Source organism: Brevirhabdus sp. (assembly GCF_052826345.1).
The window spans coordinates 1-15,931 of the sequence record NZ_JBRBUA010000084.1 but is presented as its reverse complement, the minus strand read 5'-3'; the positions used below and the strand labels follow the sequence as shown (position 1 = coordinate 15,931).

17 protein-coding genes, 1 tRNA gene and 1 pseudogene are annotated in these 15,931 nt (G+C 66.4%); 9 read left to right on the top strand and 10 right to left on the bottom strand.

Features of this window, described 5'->3' with window-relative positions; genetic code table 11:
- Position 1: 1 nt before the first annotated feature.
- Positions 2-733: a GNAT family N-acetyltransferase gene (locus tag ACU0BR_RS10015; RefSeq protein ID WP_446156707.1), complete on the bottom strand. Its 732-nt coding sequence runs from the start codon at positions 731-733 to the stop codon at positions 2-4.
- Between the two features lie 139 nt (positions 734-872).
- Between ACU0BR_RS10015 and msrB the strand changes: the two genes are divergently transcribed.
- On the top strand, positions 873-1,277 hold the full coding sequence (gene msrB, locus ACU0BR_RS10010) for a peptide-methionine (R)-S-oxide reductase MsrB (RefSeq protein ID WP_446156694.1): 405 nt from the start codon (positions 873-875) through the stop codon (positions 1,275-1,277).
- 84 nt (positions 1,278-1,361) lie between these two features.
- Here msrB and ACU0BR_RS10005 read toward each other — a convergent pair whose 3' ends face one another.
- Entirely contained in the window at positions 1,362-1,817 is a 456-nt protein-coding gene (locus ACU0BR_RS10005) for an outer membrane protein assembly factor BamE (protein ID WP_446156693.1), read from the bottom strand.
- Positions 1,818-1,896: 79 nt separating this feature from the next.
- Between ACU0BR_RS10005 and ACU0BR_RS10000 the strand changes: the two genes are divergently transcribed.
- The 8 genes from ACU0BR_RS10000 (at position 1,897) to ACU0BR_RS09965 (ending at position 7,755) form a co-directional block, all read left to right on the top strand.
- Positions 1,897-2,451, top strand: a complete 555-nt coding sequence (locus ACU0BR_RS10000; RefSeq protein ID WP_446156692.1) for a YceD family protein — start codon at positions 1,897-1,899, stop codon at positions 2,449-2,451.
- A gap of 193 nt (positions 2,452-2,644) precedes the next feature.
- Positions 2,645-2,851, top strand: a complete 207-nt coding sequence (gene rpmF / locus ACU0BR_RS09995) for a 50S ribosomal protein L32 (RefSeq protein ID WP_446156691.1) — start codon at positions 2,645-2,647, stop codon at positions 2,849-2,851.
- A gap of 21 nt (positions 2,852-2,872) precedes the next feature.
- A complete protein-coding gene (gene plsX / locus ACU0BR_RS09990; protein ID WP_446156690.1) occupies positions 2,873-3,979 on the top strand; it encodes a phosphate acyltransferase PlsX in 1,107 nt (368 codons plus the stop codon).
- On the top strand, positions 3,976-4,950 hold the full coding sequence (locus ACU0BR_RS09985; RefSeq protein ID WP_446156689.1) for a beta-ketoacyl-ACP synthase III: 975 nt from the start codon (positions 3,976-3,978) through the stop codon (positions 4,948-4,950). The genes plsX and ACU0BR_RS09985 overlap by 4 nt, the downstream gene beginning before the upstream one ends.
- Positions 4,951-5,034: 84 nt before the next feature.
- Positions 5,035-5,337: an integration host factor subunit alpha gene (ihfA, locus tag ACU0BR_RS09980; RefSeq protein ID WP_446156688.1), complete on the top strand. Its 303-nt coding sequence runs from the start codon at positions 5,035-5,037 to the stop codon at positions 5,335-5,337.
- A gap of 15 nt (positions 5,338-5,352) precedes the next feature.
- Positions 5,353-6,408 carry a MerR family transcriptional regulator gene (locus tag ACU0BR_RS09975; RefSeq protein ID WP_446156687.1) on the top strand — a complete coding sequence of 352 codons (1,056 nt, stop codon included), beginning with the start codon at positions 5,353-5,355 and terminating at the stop codon, positions 6,406-6,408.
- 63 nt (positions 6,409-6,471) lie between these two features.
- Positions 6,472-6,548, top strand: a tRNA-Pro gene (locus ACU0BR_RS09970).
- Positions 6,549-6,672: 124 nt separating this feature from the next.
- Positions 6,673-7,755 (top strand): 2'-deoxycytidine 5'-triphosphate deaminase, encoded by a 1,083-nt coding sequence (locus ACU0BR_RS09965; RefSeq protein WP_446156686.1) that lies wholly within the window; start codon positions 6,673-6,675, stop codon positions 7,753-7,755.
- 102 nt (positions 7,756-7,857) lie between these two features.
- Here ACU0BR_RS09965 and ACU0BR_RS09960 read toward each other — a convergent pair whose 3' ends face one another.
- From ACU0BR_RS09960 to ACU0BR_RS09925, 8 genes and pseudogenes are all read right to left on the bottom strand, one after another.
- Positions 7,858-8,070, bottom strand: coding sequence for a hypothetical protein (locus ACU0BR_RS09960; RefSeq protein WP_446156685.1), 213 nt, complete (start codon positions 8,068-8,070; stop codon positions 7,858-7,860).
- A 12-nt stretch (positions 8,071-8,082) separates the two neighbouring features.
- Positions 8,083-8,751 (bottom strand): SMC-Scp complex subunit ScpB, encoded by a 669-nt coding sequence (scpB, locus tag ACU0BR_RS09955; protein WP_446156684.1) that lies wholly within the window; start codon positions 8,749-8,751, stop codon positions 8,083-8,085.
- Entirely contained in the window at positions 8,738-9,544 is an 807-nt protein-coding gene (locus tag ACU0BR_RS09950) for a segregation and condensation protein A (protein ID WP_446156683.1), read from the bottom strand. The genes scpB and ACU0BR_RS09950 overlap by 14 nt, the downstream gene beginning before the upstream one ends.
- Positions 9,537-10,547 carry a glycoside hydrolase family 3 N-terminal domain-containing protein gene (locus ACU0BR_RS09945; RefSeq protein WP_446156706.1) on the bottom strand — a complete coding sequence of 337 codons (1,011 nt, stop codon included), beginning with the start codon at positions 10,545-10,547 and terminating at the stop codon, positions 9,537-9,539. The genes ACU0BR_RS09950 and ACU0BR_RS09945 overlap by 8 nt, the downstream gene beginning before the upstream one ends.
- A complete protein-coding gene (locus ACU0BR_RS09940) occupies positions 10,547-11,569 on the bottom strand; it encodes an SPOR domain-containing protein (RefSeq protein ID WP_446156682.1) in 1,023 nt (340 codons plus the stop codon). The genes ACU0BR_RS09945 and ACU0BR_RS09940 overlap by 1 nt, the downstream gene beginning before the upstream one ends.
- 78 nt (positions 11,570-11,647) lie before the next feature.
- The gene (gene argS, locus ACU0BR_RS09935; protein ID WP_446156681.1) at positions 11,648-13,393 is read right to left on the bottom strand and encodes an arginine--tRNA ligase; all 1,746 of its coding nucleotides are present in this window, start codon (positions 13,391-13,393) and stop codon (positions 11,648-11,650) included.
- A gap of 43 nt (positions 13,394-13,436) precedes the next feature.
- The gene (locus ACU0BR_RS09930) at positions 13,437-15,305 is read right to left on the bottom strand and encodes a cation:proton antiporter (RefSeq protein ID WP_446156680.1); all 1,869 of its coding nucleotides are present in this window, start codon (positions 15,303-15,305) and stop codon (positions 13,437-13,439) included.
- Positions 15,305-15,931, bottom strand: a pseudogene (locus tag ACU0BR_RS09925) (deoxyguanosinetriphosphate triphosphohydrolase); the annotation flags it as partial. The pseudogene ACU0BR_RS09925 and the gene ACU0BR_RS09930, both read right to left, overlap by 1 nt.

Sequence of the window (15,931 nt, the reverse complement as noted above, 5' to 3'; positions counted from 1 at the left end):
CTCAACGCGCCGCCGCCAAAAGGCCGCGCAGCAGCCGCGCCCGCGCCTGCGGCACCGCATCGGTTTGCAGCGCGGTGAACACATGCATCGTGCCCAGATCCCGGTCGACGACCAGGTGATCCCCGACCCAGCCGCCCATGCCCAGATAGCTGCGCAACAGTGGCGGCATGTCGCGCTTGCCGCGCCGCGCATCCGCGCCCGCCAGGCCCGCCCCGCCCGCGTTGCGCAGCGGCAGCGTTTCGGCCGCACGGCGCCGCGGCAGCCATCGCGCGGGGCCAAGATGGTGCCGCGACAACAGCGAGAACGTGCTGGCATAGGCCTGCGGATCGGTGCCCGCGAATGATGCGCAGCCGAACAGCAGGCGCACACCGCGGGCATCGACGATCGCCGTCGCGGCGGCCCAGGCCACGCGCAGGATGTCGTGATCGTGCCAGTCGGGATGCAGGCAGAACCGGCCCATTTCCAGCATCGGCGCGTCGAAGCGGCGCAGGGCGCGCAGATCGTAGACCGCGCCCGCGTAGCTGCGCGCCAGATCCGCGGCACCGTGCAGCACCAGCAGCCGGAAACAGCACACCAGCGTCGATGTGGCACCGTCCTCGACCAGCACATGGCTGAAGGCGCCGTCGTGGTCGTCGCGGTCGAGCGCGGCGCCGGGCCTGTCGCTGTTCCCGCCGCGAAACGCGAGATGGCGCAGCGCCTGCGCCGCGCGCAGGTCGGCATCCGATCCGGCCATCCGCGCGGTAAAGCGGCCGCGCGGCAACAGCGGGGAATTGAACGTCTCGTCTTTGCGCAAGGCTGTGTCCGACCTAGATACGGGGAATGCACCCCCACCCTAGCGCACAGATGGCGGCGCTTTCAAAAGGAAGATGCAGATGCAGAAGATCCAGAAGTCCGACGCGGAATGGAAAGCACAGCTTTCCGATCTGGCCTATAAGGTCACCCGCAAGCACGGGACCGAACGCGCCTTCACGCATGAGAATTTCCCGAAGACGCCCGGCGTCTACAGATGCGTCGGCTGCGGCACGCCGGTCTTCGACCAGGCGCATAAATTCGACAGCGGCACGGGATGGCCATCGTTCTATCAGCCGATCGCGGCGGAAAACGTCGGCGAAAGCCAGGACAACGGCTTTTTCATGCGCCGGACCGAAGTGCATTGCAACGCCTGCGACGCGCATCTGGGGCATGTCTTTCCCGACGGCCCCAAGCCCACCGGCCTGCGCTATTGCATCAACGGCGTCGCGCTGGAATTCGAGCCGAAGGATGAGCCGCCCGCATAGAAGCCCCGACAAGGGGTGAGCAGGCGGCGAAAGCTTCGCCGCCGCCCGCGCCCCGACATTGCTTCAGGACGCCACTTCATGACGCTAGTTCAGGAACTGGTCCAGGTTGATCTGGCCGATCGAGCCCAGCAACTGCCGCAGGAAGGAAACGCCCTTGATGTTGCTGTCGGTCACGCGGCGCGACAGCGCCACGACGCGGCCGTCGCGCAGGGTGAAACGCTCTATGTTCTCGACGGTGCCGGAGGGCGCGAAGGACACGGCGACGATTTCGCGCGACACGGCGCGCGGTGCGCGAAAGGCGTATTGCTCGAAGCGCGATCCGACGTAGTACCACGCATCCTGTCCCAGCACGCCCGAGGACGTCGGCTGCCCGATCGACTTGGCCACGGTTTCGCGCGTGTCCTTGCCGACCTTGACCTCGGCCAGTTCCAGATCGGTGGGCACGTAGCCGTGGTTTCTATAGACGCTCGTGCAACCGGCCACGGCCAGTAACAGACCGCCCGCCAGAGCGCCCCGGATCGCCTGCCTCAGCCTTTGCATACCAACCTCTTGTCTTGCCTGACGTTCGCTCATATCCCGCTTACAGAAGGACGCAGGCCATATCAATGAGGACTTCCCCATGAACGACGCTGACAACGGCATTGTTGCATCCCACCCCGTCCGGCTGAACGATCTGCGCAAACGCGGCCACCACGCGTTCGAGCTGACGCCCGAGGCCGCCGCGCTGGCGGAACTGGCCCGCAGGCTTGACCTTTCGGAGCTGCGCGAGCTGTCGTTCGCCGGTGATCTGGCGCGCGGCGACGGCGAGGAATGGGTGCTGGACGCGCGACTGGTCGCGACGGTTGTTCAACCTTGCGTCGTGACGCTGGAGCCGGTGCGCACGCGCATCGACACCCCCGTCCGCCGCCGTTTCGTCCCCGACATCCCGGAAGAGGAGATCGACGGCGAGGTCGAGATGCCCGAGGACGAGACGCTGGAACTGCTGCGGCCGACCATCGACGTGGGCCAGACCATGCAAGAGGCCCTGTCGCTCGCCCTGCCCGATTATCCACGCAAGGAAGATGTCGGCGTCGGCGACGCGATCTTCGCCGAACCGGGGGTGCAGCCGCTGACCGATGAGGCCGTCAAACCCTTCGCGGGGCTGGCGGATCTGCGCGACCGGCTGAAGAAGTGAGACGCGCGCAATCGGCCGCCACTCTGCCCGCGAGGGGTATGGCGCACATAGAAAAGGGCTTGCACCCGAACAGAATCGCAGTATGTTCCCGGCCTCGTTTACAGCCAGCGCGCGAGCGAGTTTCGAGAGCGTGCGCGGCGCAAAGAACCAGACAATTCACGGGTCTCAGACCCCAGAACACCGAGGGTGAGACATGGCTGTTCCTCAGAATAAAGTCACGAAATCGCGTCGCAACATGCGCCGTGCACATGATGCGCTCGTTGCGGGCAACCCCAACGAATGCTCCAACTGCGGCGAGCTGAAGCGCCCGCACCACGTCTGTGGCGCCTGCGGCCATTACGCCGAGCGCGAAGTGGTTGCCGCATCGACCGACGTCGATCTGGACGAAGACGCAGCGTAAGCACAAGGGGATCGCGGCTCCATGTCGGATACCGGCGATCGCCATAGGGGTAGCGTGAAAGCTACCGTCATTTCCGTTGACGCCATGGGCGGCGATCTGGGTCCCGAAGCGGTGGTTTCGGGGCTTTCGCGCGCCTTGAAGGATGAGCCCGACCTGCGGTTCATCGTTCACGGCCCCGCCGCGGAACTGACGCCCCTGATCGAAAAACGCGGGATCGCGGGCAACTGCGAGATCCGCGATGCGCAGGGCGTCGTCAAGATGGACGACAAGCCCACGCAGGTCATGCGCCACGGCAAGGACACCTCGATGTGGTCCGCCATCGAAAGCGTGCGCGCGGGCGAGGCCACGGTCTGCGTGTCCTGCGGCAACACCGGCGCGCTGATGGCCGTCAGCATGGTTCGGCTGCGCAAGCTGCCGGGGGTGACCCGCCCGGCCATCGCCTGCCTCTGGCCGTCGCGCAATCCGCAGGGGTTCAACGTGATGCTGGACGTGGGTGCCGATGTGCGCGCCGACGAAAGCGATCTGACCCAATACGCCTTCATGGGGGCATCCTACGCGCGCAACGGGTTGGGCATCGCCCGCCCCCGCGTCGGCCTGCTGAACGTCGGCACCGAGGAAAACAAGGGCCGGTCCGAGCTCAAATCCGCGCATGAGATGATTTCCGCGCGCGCCGCCGAGGCGCAATTCGAATTCGTGGGCTTCGTCGAGGGCGGCGATATCCCCTCGGACCGCGTGGATGTCATCGTCACCGACGGCTTCACCGGCAACATCGCGTTGAAGACGGGCGAAGGAACGGCCGGGCTGATCCGCGATTTCCTCAAGCAGGCCTTCGGCATATCGGTGATGTCGAAACTGGCGGCGCTGCTGGCGATGGGCTCGCTGCGCAGGCTGTCGCACCGGATCGACCCGCGCCGGGTCAACGGCGGGGTGTTTCTGGGTCTGAACGGCACCGTGGTCAAATCGCACGGCTCCTCCGACGAGACGGGTATCGCCGCGGCGATCAAGCTCGCCTCCACCCTGTCGCAATCGGGGTTCAGCGATCGACTGGCGGCACGGGTTGCATCGCTGGTTCCACACGATCAAGATGGCGCCCTGACAGATAAAAAAATCCCGGATGATGCTGAATGACATTACGCGCCGTCGTCAAAGGGGTCGGGCATTATCTGCCTGATCGTATCGTGCCCAACGCCGAATTCGAAAAACGGCTCGACACCAGCGACGAATGGATCAAAAGCCGCAGCGGGATCGAACGACGTCATTTCGTGGCCGACGGCCAGACCACATCCGACATCGGCGCCGCCGCGGCGGAGGCGGCGCTGAAACAGGCGGGCCTGTCGGCCCAGGACATCGACGCGATCATCGTCGCCACCTCGACCCCCGATCTGACCTTTCCCTCCGCCGCCACGATGATCCAGTCCAAGCTGGGCATGACCCGCGGTTTCGCCTTCGACATCCAGGCCGTCTGCGCGGGCTTTGTCTATGCGCTCGCCAACGCAAACGCGCTGATCATGGCCGGTCAGGCCGAGCGCATCCTGGTGATCGGGGCGGAGACCTTTTCGCGCATCCTCGACTGGGAGGACCGCTCGACCTGCGTGCTGTTCGGCGACGGCGCTGGTGCGCTGGTGCTGGAGGCCGCGACAGGCGATGGAAGCACCGAGGACCGCGGCATCCTGTCGGTCGACCTGAACTCCGACGGGCGTCACCGCGATATCCTCTATGTGGACGGCGGCGTTTCGACCAACCAGTCCAGCGGATTTCTGCGCATGGAAGGGCGTGAGGTATTCCGCCACGCCGTCGAAAAACTTGCGCAAACCGCGCATGGCGCGCTTGAGAAAATCGGCCTCGAGGGCAGCGATGTCGACTGGATCGTGCCCCATCAGGCAAATCTGCGGATCATCAAGGCGACCGCCAACCGCATGAATGTGGCGATGGATCATGTGGTCGTAACCGTGCAGGATCACGGCAATACTTCCGCCGCGTCCATCCCGCTGGCGCTGTCGGTCGGGGTGGAACGCGGCCAGATCAAACGCGGCGATTTGCTGGTCACCGAGGCGATCGGCGGCGGGCTGGCCTGGGGCGCTGTCGTCCTGCGTTGGTAGATTGCTTGCGCCGCGTTGCGCAAGCCGTTGATATTGACTTTAAAACGCAATTCCACGATGCTTCGCGCAAAAAGGGGAATTGTCATGGCCGAAAATACTTTGACGCGCATGGACCTGAGCGAAGCCGTCTTCCGCGAGGTGGGCCTGTCGCGCAACGAATCCGCCCAGCTGGTGGAAAGCGTGCTTCAGCATATGTCGGATGCGCTCGTGGCCGGGGAAACGGTCAAGATCTCGTCTTTCGGCACCTTCAGCATCCGGGACAAATCCGCCAGGGTCGGGCGCAACCCGAAAACCGGCGAAGAGGTTCCGATCCTGCCGCGCCGTGTTCTTACGTTCCGGCCGTCCTACCTGATGAAAGACCGCGTCGCAGCGGGAAACCGCAGCTGACATAGGCCTTAGTGGATGAGTAAATCGGCGGACGCTTTTCGCACCATCAGCGAAGTTTCGGAATGGCTCGGGACGCCGTCCCATGTGCTGCGCTTCTGGGAAAGTCGGTTTCCCCAGGTCAAGCCGCTGAAACGCGCGGGCGGGCGACGCTATTACCGCCCCTCGGACATGATGCTTCTGGGCGGCATCAAGAAGCTGCTGCACGACGATGGAATCACCATCCGCGGTGTGCAGAAGATCCTGCGCGAAAAGGGCATCAAACACGTGGCAAGCTTCGCGCCGCAGCTCGACGGTGCCGAAACCGAAGTCGCCGCCGCGATGCAAGAGGAGCCTTCCGTCACGCAGGCCCCGCCCCTGCGCGCCAGCGCGACGATTTCTCCCTTCGTGAGACCCGGCACCCCGGCTGACACCGCCGGAAGCGCAGCCGCAGATCGACCCGAAGACGCGCCCGAAGATCACCCCGCAGGCGCGCCCGCCCCGTCGTCCGACACCCCGGTGCCGGAGAAGCGGAGCGACGTCTCCCCCACCCCCGACAAGGCGGAGGCCGACACAACCGCCCCCGCTCCAGCTTCCGGGGACGGCGATTCCGCAACGACGCCAGAAAGTGCAGTGGCGTGGCGGCAAACGCCCCAACCCACTCCCGAAGATCGACATGCCGCCGCCCTGCCCGACGACCCGTCCGACGACCCGACCGACGACCCGTCCGACACAGCAGCTGTCGCGGAACCGGACGATATGCCGTCGGCAGGCGAATCGGTGTCCGGCCAGGACGATGGCGCCGAGGCGGCGTCGCAAGACCGCACGCCCGACCACCCGGCACAGGACGCCGCCCCCACCGCCCCGGCCCCCGGCGACGGCGCCGCCGCAGACCACGCCCACGATCTGCCGCAGGTCGATGCCGATCCCGACGACGACGCGCTGATGATGCCCCGCGCGCCCGTGATCACGCGGCTGCGCGACCTGACGCTGATGCATGAGGCCCCGCGCGGCGATGCACAGGACGCGATGTCGGCGCTTTACCGGCGCCTGCAGGCGCTGCGCGACTCGATCATGGAAAGAGAGCCGTTTTAGGCTCAAAAACTTGTGGAAATGCCCTTGCCCCGCGCGACGTATCGGGTATGAAGACGCTCAAGTCGGGCCATGGCGCAGCCTGGTAGCGCGTCCGTCTGGGGGACGGAAGGTCGCAGGTTCGAGTCCTGCTGGCCCGACCAATTCAAACAGCGCCCCCACCTCAGCGGTGGCGGGCGCTTTTTTGTTGAGCGACGCGCGGGCCGACGCATGAAGGCGGGTCAGCCGGGGCGGCAAGACAGACCGGCAGGACCGGACGGGGGCGATATGGCGGAAATCGGCGTTCTTCCATCGCAGGCGCTGAAGCGCATGATCCAGCAAGGCGAAATCCGCGCGAGCGATCCGGTCATCGACGCCCAGATCCAGCCCGCCAGCCTCGATCTGCGGCTGGGCACCACCGCCTACCGGGTGCGCGCCTCGTTTCTCGCCGGGGCCAACGTCCGCGTCGCCGAACGTCTGGATGAGTTCGAGATGCACCGCGTCGATCTGCGGCAGGGGGCGGTGCTGGAAAAAGGCTGCGTCTACGTCGTGCCCCTGATGGAGGCGCTGCACCTGCCCCCGGATGTGCAGGCAGTGGCCAACGCCAAATCCTCGACCGGCAGGCTTGATCTGCTGACCCGCACGATCACCGACGGGGGCACCGAATTCGATCGCGTCGCGATGGGATATCAGGGACCGCTCTACGCGGAAATCTGCCCCCGGTCGTTTTCGGTGCTGGTGCGCGCGGGCATGCGGCTCAACCAGATCCGCTTTCGCCGGGGACAGGCGATATTGAGCGATACGGAACTGATGTCGCGGCACCGCGACGTGGGCCTTGTCGGCGGCGAAGCGATCATCGACGACGGGCTCGCCTTCTCCGTCGATCTGCGCCCCGAGGCCGGAAACCTCGTCGGCTACCGCGCCAAACCGCACACCGGCGTCATCGACCTCGACCGGATCGGCGCCTATGAGCCCGCCGAGTTCTGGGAAGACGTGCGCGCCGACAGCGGGCGGATCATCCTCGACCCCGGCGCCTTCTACATCCTCGTCAGCCGCGAAGCGGTGCACATCCCCCTCGACTGCGCCGCCGAAATGGCCCCCTATCTCGCCATGGTCGGCGAATTCCGCGTGCATTACGCGGGCTTCTTCGATCCTGGGTTCGGTCACCCCGATGCTGGCGGCACCGGCTCGCGCGGGGTGCTTGAGGTCCGGTGCCACGAAGCACCCTTCGTTCTGGAACACGGCCAGACCGTCGGCCGGCTGGTCTATGAACGGATGGCCCGGATCCCCGATCAGATCTACGGCGCGGGCATCGCTTCGAACTATCAGGGCCAGGGGCTGAAACTGTCGAAACACTTCAAGCCGACATAGCGCCGACGCTCCGGCAGCCGCGTCGCCGCCGCATCTCTTCTCGGCCAAATACTCATTATCCGCGCGCACCAGGCGCCATGCGTCTGGCGGCTTGCGCGCCGCTCAGAACTTGCCGATCTTCCGCCCGACCCGCATCGCCTGGCGCGCTCTCTTCACGGATTCTTTGGTTTGGGCAGCCTGCGCCTTGGCCTCGCCGGGGGTCCGGGTCTCGCCACCGGCCTTGCGCTTGGCCATCGCGTCGATCCCCTTGTCCAGTCCGCTGCGCACCAGCCGGTTCACGATCTGGCGGATCACCATGTTGATGAGCCTGTTCATTGCCGGCCCTTTCTAATCCTCGAAAAGCTGCTCCTGCTGGGCAGCGTCGCTGTCGTCGTCATCATGACCGTTGCCATCGGCAGGCTCGCCCAGGGCGGGGGTGAATTCCGGCGGCGGCCTGTTGTCGAGCAACCCGGCCGCCCGCAATTCATGCACCCCGGGCAGATCGCGCGCGGTTTCCAGCCCGAAATGGTCCAGGAACCCCTGTGTCACCATATAGGTCACCGGGCGTCCCGGCGTCATCCTGCGGCGGCCGAATTTGATCCAGTCAAGCTCCAGCAGCTGATCGATCGTGCCGCGCGACACGGTGACGCCGCGGATCTCCTCGATCTCGGCGCGCGTCGTGGGCTGATGATAGGCGATGATCGCCAGCGTTTCCATTGCCGCACGCGATAGCTTGCGCCGTTCGACGACTTCGTTCTGCATCAGAAACGACAGATCGGGCGCGGTGCGAAAGGCCCAGCCGTCGCCCACCCGCACAAGCCGCACGCCGCGCGCGTCATAGTGTCGGCGCAAGGCGACCAATGCCTCGGCCGGATCGCTGCCATGCGGCAGGCGCGCCTGCAGATCGCGCACGCTCACCGGGGCGCGCGCGGCAAAGAGGATCGCCTCAATCATGCGTTCCTGCTCGGCCAGGCTGGGGGGCGCGAAAATCGCGTCTTGCGGTTCACTTTGGCTCATCGGGTCTCCGGCGCAGCTCTATCGTCGAAAAAAGCGAGGACTGGCGCATCTCTATCGCGCCCAGTTTCACCAGCTCCAGCGATGCGGCAAAGGTCGCGGCGGTGGCGGTGCGCGCGCGCTGCGGCTCGTCCTGCCAACCCTCGGGCAGATAGCTCGAAAGCCCCGTCCAGTCGCCCGAAAAGCCGATCAGACCGCGCATCCGGTCCAGCGCCTCTTCCATCGTGTAAAGGTTCTTGCGGTCCATCGCGAAGGGGCGGAATTCATCCCGCGTGCGCAGCCGCGCATAGGCCTGCATCAAATCCAGCAGATTGGCCGAATAGGTATAGCGTGTGGCGGTGCGCGCCTCCTCCAGCTGACCGCGGGCAAAGAAATCGCGCCCCAGCTGGTCGCGCGCCATCAACGCCTCCGCGGCATCGCGCATCGCGGCCAGACGCTCCAGCTGAAAGGCCAGATGCGCGGCCATCTCGGCACCGCTGGGCCCTTCGTCGCGCGGATCGGGGGGCAGCAGCAGGCGGCTTTTCAGAAACGCCAGCCAGGCCGCCATCACCAGGTAATCGGCGGCAAGCTCGATCCTGAGCGCCTTGGCCCGTTCCACGAAACCGAGGTATTGCACCGCGAGATCCAGGACCGAGACCTTGCGCAGGTCCACCTTTTGCGTGCGCGACAGGTTCAGCAACAGATCGAGCGGCCCCTCGAAGCCATCGACATCGACGATCAGCGCCTCGGCGGCGATGCGGGCATCGACGGCAGGGGGGGTCGCGGTCGTTTCGAAATCTGCGTGTTCGTCAGCCATCCAGCCGCCGTGTTTCGATCAGGCGCCGACGCTCTTCCTCCAGCGCGCCGATGTCAAGGCCGTCGGGCGGTCGGCGCTGCGCGAGCGCGTGCGACGCGCGGGTTTGCGCCGTGGTGCCGAGGGCGCCTGCCGCATCCGCCACCGCGCGCATCTCTTCCAGCGCGCCGTTGCAATGCAGGACCAGATCGCAGCCTGCCGCGATCGCGTCGCGGCTGCGCGCGGCCACGCTGCCCGACAGCGCCCGCATCGAGATATCATCGGTCATCAACAGCCCGTCAAAGCCCAGTTCGCGCCGGATCATGTCGATCACCGCGGCTGAGCAGGTGGCGGGCGCCTCATCATAGGCGGACACCACCATATGCGCGGTCATCCCCATCCTGATGTCGCGCAGCAGGCGGAAGGGCGCGAAATCGCGGGCCAACAGCGTCTCGCGCGGCATATCGGTGCGCGGCAGGGCCTTGTGGCTGTCGACATGCGCGCGGCCGTATCCCGGCAGGTGCTTGAGCACCGGCAGCACCCCGCCCGCCAGTTGCCCCTCGGCCAACGCGCGCGCCGCGGCAACGACGGTATCGACATCGCCGCCATAAAGACGGTTTTTCAGGATCGGGTGGGTTTCAGGTTCCACCAGGTCGGCCAGCGGCGCGCAGTTCACATCGATGCCGACATCGGCCAGATCAGCCGCGATCAGCCGCCCGCGCAACCACATCGCGCGCGCCAGCGCGGCGGACTCCAGCCCGGAGGCATCCTCCAGCGCGGGGGACCAGTGGCGCCAGTGCGGCGGCCCCATACGCTCCACCCGGCCGCCTTCCTGGTCGATCAGGATCGGCGCCTGCCAGCCCACGGCATCGCGCAGCGCGGCACAAAGCCCGCGCAGCTGCGCGGGCGTCTCGATGTTTCTGCCGAAGAGGATGAAGCCCCAGGGCTGCGTCCGGGCGAAAAACGCGGCCTCGGCGCGGCCCAGTTCGGGCCCCTCGCAACCGAGGATGCAGGCCGCGTGCCGGATCACCGCGCGACGACGGGGATGCAGGCGGTCTTGCCCGCCAACAGCACGCTGCAAAAACGCCGGGAATCGCTCAGCCCGTCGAAGCCCGCCACGCGCAGCCGATAGAAGGTGCGCCCGCCGCTTGTGGCCTTCTGGATGACGCGCTGCTTGCCATCCATGTAGGTGCCGAAGCTGCCGGAAATGCGCGCCCATTCGGCCTTTGCGGTTTCGGTGGAATCAAATGCGCCGAGCTGCACGAGACGCGTTCCGCGCTTGAGCGTCGCGGGATCGATTTCGTCCGCCTGTGCCTGTGCCTTCGCCTGCCGCCGTGCCTCGTTCTGTCCCTGTGCCTGTCCCTGCCCCTGCGCTTCGGCGACAGCGCGGTAGATCGCGGCCGCATCGGTGCGCGTGTCGAGCGATGCGGTGCGCACGTAATCGCGTCGTGGCGACGGACGCTCCGAGCTGCGCAGCCCCGGCGCTTCGACGGACACCATGTTGATCTGCATCCCGGCCTGCGGCGCGGCGTCGGCATCGGCGGTCAGCATCGCGGCCTTGACCGCGCCGGCCGACGACATCGGAACCGTTGCCATGCCGCCATCGCGCGGCGCATCGAGGCGCAGCGCATCATCGACCGGCAGGTCGCTGGCGGTGCGCGCGTCGGTCGTCGGCATGCGCGCCTCGGCCACCTGCACGGGGCGCGTCACCGCATCCTCGGTGGACAGATCCACAGGCCGCGGCGCAAGCACCAGCCGATCGGCGGGTGCCGCGGCCTCACCGGCGGCCTGCAACCCGTTGATCGACAGGCCCTGGTGGGCCGCTTGCTCGCCGCCGGGGTTTTCCGGCTGCACGCGCATCGGCCCGGCCAGGGCGCGGATGACCGGCACCTCCGCCACATCGCGGACGGTCAGGTTGTAGCCCCAGACCCCAAGGCCCGCGACCAGCCCGACCGAAAGCGCGGCGCCGGTGAGATTTACGAAACTCGCGGTGATTCCCGTCGATTCCACGCGTTCGGAATCGAATGCATTGAACTGCACGTCTGCCATCATCTGCCCCTTTTCCCGTCGATACATGCCAACGGGATGTTATGTCTCTGCCTCTGCCCCGCGCTGCGTGCGCTTTTGTCAGCGCATCTCCGTCAACGGGGTGACACCAAGAATACCAAGACCGGATGAAATGACAACGGCTGTTGCCCGGATCATCGCTATTTTCGCGAGTGAGGCATTTGGCACACTGCTTTGCAGAAAACGCAAGTCCGGGTTTTCATTGCCTTTATTCCACAAGCCATGCAGCTCCGACGCCAACTCGTAGAGGTAGAACGCCACGCGGTGCGGCTCATGCGCGCGGGCGGCGATCTCGACCAGACGCGGCCATTCGGCCAGCTTGCGCGCGAGCGCGAGCTCATCCTCATGGCTGGCGAGCGACATGTCCGCCCCTGCCAGCGCCGCATCCGTGACGTCCAGCCCGGCCTCTCCGGCCTTGCGCAGCACCGAACAGATGCGGGCGTGGGCGTATTGGACGTAGAAAACCGGGTTGTCCTTGGATTGCTCAAGCACCTTGGCGAAATCGAAATCGAGCGGCGCGTCGTTCTTGCGCGTCAGCATGACGAATCGCGTCACGTCGGGGCCGACCTGATCGACCACATCGCGCAGGGTGACGAAGGTGCCCGCGCGTTTCGACATCTTGAAGGGTTCGCCGTTCTTGAACAGGCGCACAAGCTGCGTCAGCTTGACATCGAGCGGCACACGCCCGCCCGACAGCGCCGACACCGCCGCCTTCATCCGTTTGACGTAGCCGCCGTGATCGGCGCCGAACACATCGATCAGCTCATCATAGCCGCGCTGCACCTTGTCGTAGTGATAGGCGATATCGGGGGCGAAATAGGTCCAGCTGCCGTCGGATTTCTTGACCGGCCGATCCACGTCGTCGCCATGTTCGGTCGATTTGAAAAGCGTCTGCTCGCGCGGCTCCCAATCCTCGGGGGTCTTGCCCTTGGGCGGCTCCAGCACGCCTTCGTAGATCAGCCCCTTGCCTTCCAGATCCTTCAGCGCGGCCTCGATCAGCCCGGTGCCATAGAGCGATTTTTCGGAGAAGTAGCTGTCCATCCGCACGCCGAGCGATTCCAGATCGGCGCGGATCAGGTCCATCATCGCGTCGGTGGCGAAAACGCGCACGTCGCTCAGCCAGACGTCTTCGGACTGCCCGACGTAGGCGTCGCCGACCTTGTCCTTGAGCGCGGCGCCCACGGCGATCAGGTAGTCGCCGGGATAGGTGCCGTCCTCGAACGCCACGTCCTGGCCATGGGCCTCAAGATAGCGCAGATAGACCGAGCGGGCCAGCACGTCGACCTGCGCGCCGCCGTCGTTGATGTAATATTCGCGCGTCACCTCGTGGCCCGAGAAATCCAGCAGGCTGGACAGCGCGTCGCCAAAGACCGCGCCGCGGACATGGCCCACATGCAGCGGGCCGGTCGGGTTGGCGGAGACATATTCGACGCTGACCCGCCGCCCCTGCCCCAGATCGGACCGGCCGAAATCCGGCCCTGCCGCCAGCGCCGCCTGGATGACGCGGTGCCAGACGGCAGGCGCCAGCCTGATGTTCAGAAATCCCGGCCCGGCCACCTCGGCCACCGCAATGCGGTCGTCGGCCTGCATCCGGGCGGCCAGCGCCTCGGCGATGTCGCGCGGCTTTTTCCCGGCCGGTTTGGCCAGCACCATCGCCGCGTTGGTCGCCATGTCGCCATGCGCCGCGTCGCGCGGCGGCTCGACCGCGACATTGTCGAAGGTCAGCCCCTCGGGCAGCAGCGCATCCCGGCGCATCTCGTCAAGGCATTGAAGAACGAGCGCGCGGATTTCGGTGAAAAGATTCATGGGGTCCAGCCTGAAATTGGGTCAGCCGGGGTTTAACATGCCTCTATTTGGCGTCAATGTCAGCGGCCTTGGATGCGGCCGCGCGCTTGGCGGGATTGGCCTTGTTTATGTCTTCCTGCGGCGGACGGATGGAAATCAGCCGCGTGTCGGCCGGAAATTTCTGATCGCCGTCGTTTTCGGTGAACCGGATCTCGCCCGAAGGGGCGATCCGTGCCATCAGCACCGAATGCGGCCTGCTGGCGCGCCAGTCCTCGAAGGAGAACTCCTCGCTCAGCCGGGTCAGGCGCATCTGCCAGCCCTCGCGGATCATGCGGTCAAGCTCATCATAGGTTTCCGCATTGCCGAATTCGCGCCCGCCCAGCGTCGAGGGCAAGGCGTGCCGCGCGCTTTCGCCCTTGGCCTTGCCGATCTGATAGACGTTCGTGCGGCCGAATTCCGGCCCCAGATCGGTCGCGACCAGCGTGTTGTAGGCATCGTTGTCGGTCGCGACGACGACGGTTTCATAGCTGACCAGCTCCAGCCCGCGCTCGGCGGCCTTGGACAGCACATCGCCATAGAATGTCCGCAGCCCCGCGCGCCGCGGGCCGCGCAGGTGGGCATGGTTCGGATCGGTCACAAGCACGGGCACTTCGGCCTTTAGCAAAAGCTCCCCCAACGCCGTGGTCCAGCGCGAGCCGCCGACCAGCAGCACGCCCGGCTCCGCCGAGGCCGTCAGCCCCATCAGCCGTGCGAAGGGGTGCAGCGAAAACCCGTGCAGCACCACCGTGACCGCCACCAGCACGAAGGCCAGCGGCGCGATCAGCGCCCCGTCGGCGATGCCAAGCGCCATCAGCCGTTCCCCGAACAGCCCCGCCACCGCGACCAGCACCACCCCGCGCGGTCCGGTCAGCGCCACCAGGATCTGTTCGCGATAGGGAATGCCGCTGCCCACCAGCGACAGCAGCACCGTCGCGGGCCGCGCCAGCAGGATCACCACCGCCACGAACAGCGCCGCGCGCCAGTTCAGCGTGCCCAGCGTGGCGAAGTCGAGGGAGGCCGCCAGCAGGATGAACACGCCCGAAACCAGCAGCACCGTCGCATGTTCCTTGAACCGGCGCAGTTCCTCGTAGCTGGGCAGGTTGGCGTTGGCGATGACGACGCCCATGACGGTCACGGCCAGCAGGCCGCTTTCGTGCAGCACCGCGTCGGATATCGCGAAGATGCCCAACAGCACGGTGAACAGCACCGGCACCTTCATGTATTCGGGCACATGGCCACGGCGGAACACCGCAGCGATGCCAAGCCCGCCCGCCGTGCCCAGCACCAGCGCCACGACGATCCCCAACAGCAGTTCACCCAGCGCGCTGCCCACCGTCGTCGCGGTATGCAGCACCAGCACCACCTCGAAGGCCAGCACCGCCGCCAGCGCGCCGATGGCGTCGTTCAGGATCGCCTCCCATTGCAGCAAGGCGGCGGGGCGATGCGCCAGACGCGCCTGGCGCAGCAGCGGCGCGATCACCGTGGGGCCGGTCACGATCATGATGCCGCCGAAGACGGCCGCGCTTTCCCAGCCCAGCCCCGCCACATAACGCAGCGCCAGCGTCGACAGCAGCCAGCCCAGCGGCGCGCCGACGAAAACCAGCCGCCGCACCCCCTGCGCCGCATCGCGCAGGGAATGCAGGCTGAGCGTCAGCCCGCCCTCGAACAGGATGATGGCCACGGCGATGGAGATGATCGGCCCCGTCAACACCCCGATGTCGCGCGCCGGGTCGAAGATGCCCAGCACCGGCCCCACGATGATGCCTGCCAGCAGCATCAGCACGATGGCGGGCATCCGCAGCCGCCAGGCCAGCCACTGCGATCCCACCCCCAGCCCGCCCACCAGGGCGAACGCCATGACCGGCGCCAATGCGCCCGCGTCCTCGATTGCCATCAGTCGTTCCTTCCGACCCGTCCCAGGGCACTCTGCGCCCAATCAGACCGGCCCGTCAGGCGCGCATGTTCCTGAAGGGCAAACCGGTCCGTCATCCCGGCAATGTAATCGGCAAGGAGACGGGCCAGCGCTGTCCGGTCCGATGCCTGCGCCACATCCCCGCGCCATTCGCTCGGCAGAAGCGTTGGTTCGGCCATGTAGAGCGCGAACAGCGCCTTGACCACTTTCGTGATTTCGGCGCGTTCCTCCATCACGCGGGGAGCACGATACATACGTGTGAAAAGGAACGTCCTGATCTGCTTGAGGTCGTGCCACAGCGCATTGGAAAACAGCACCACCGGACGGCCCAACATGCGGATCTGCTTGGCGGATGCGGGGTTTGCCGCCCGCAGCGCCGCGCGCGAGGTGTCGATCACATCGGCCACCATCGCGCCGAAGACGCGGCGCAATGCCTCATGCCGACGACGGCTTGCGTCGAGCCCGGGGTACAGGCGGTCGACCTGTGCGTAGGCATCCGACACGATCGGCAGCTGCGCCACCTCATCGTCTGTGAACAGCCCCGCGCGCAGCCCGTCGTGCAGATCGTGGTTGTTGTAGGCCACGTCGTCGGCCAGCGCCGCCACCTG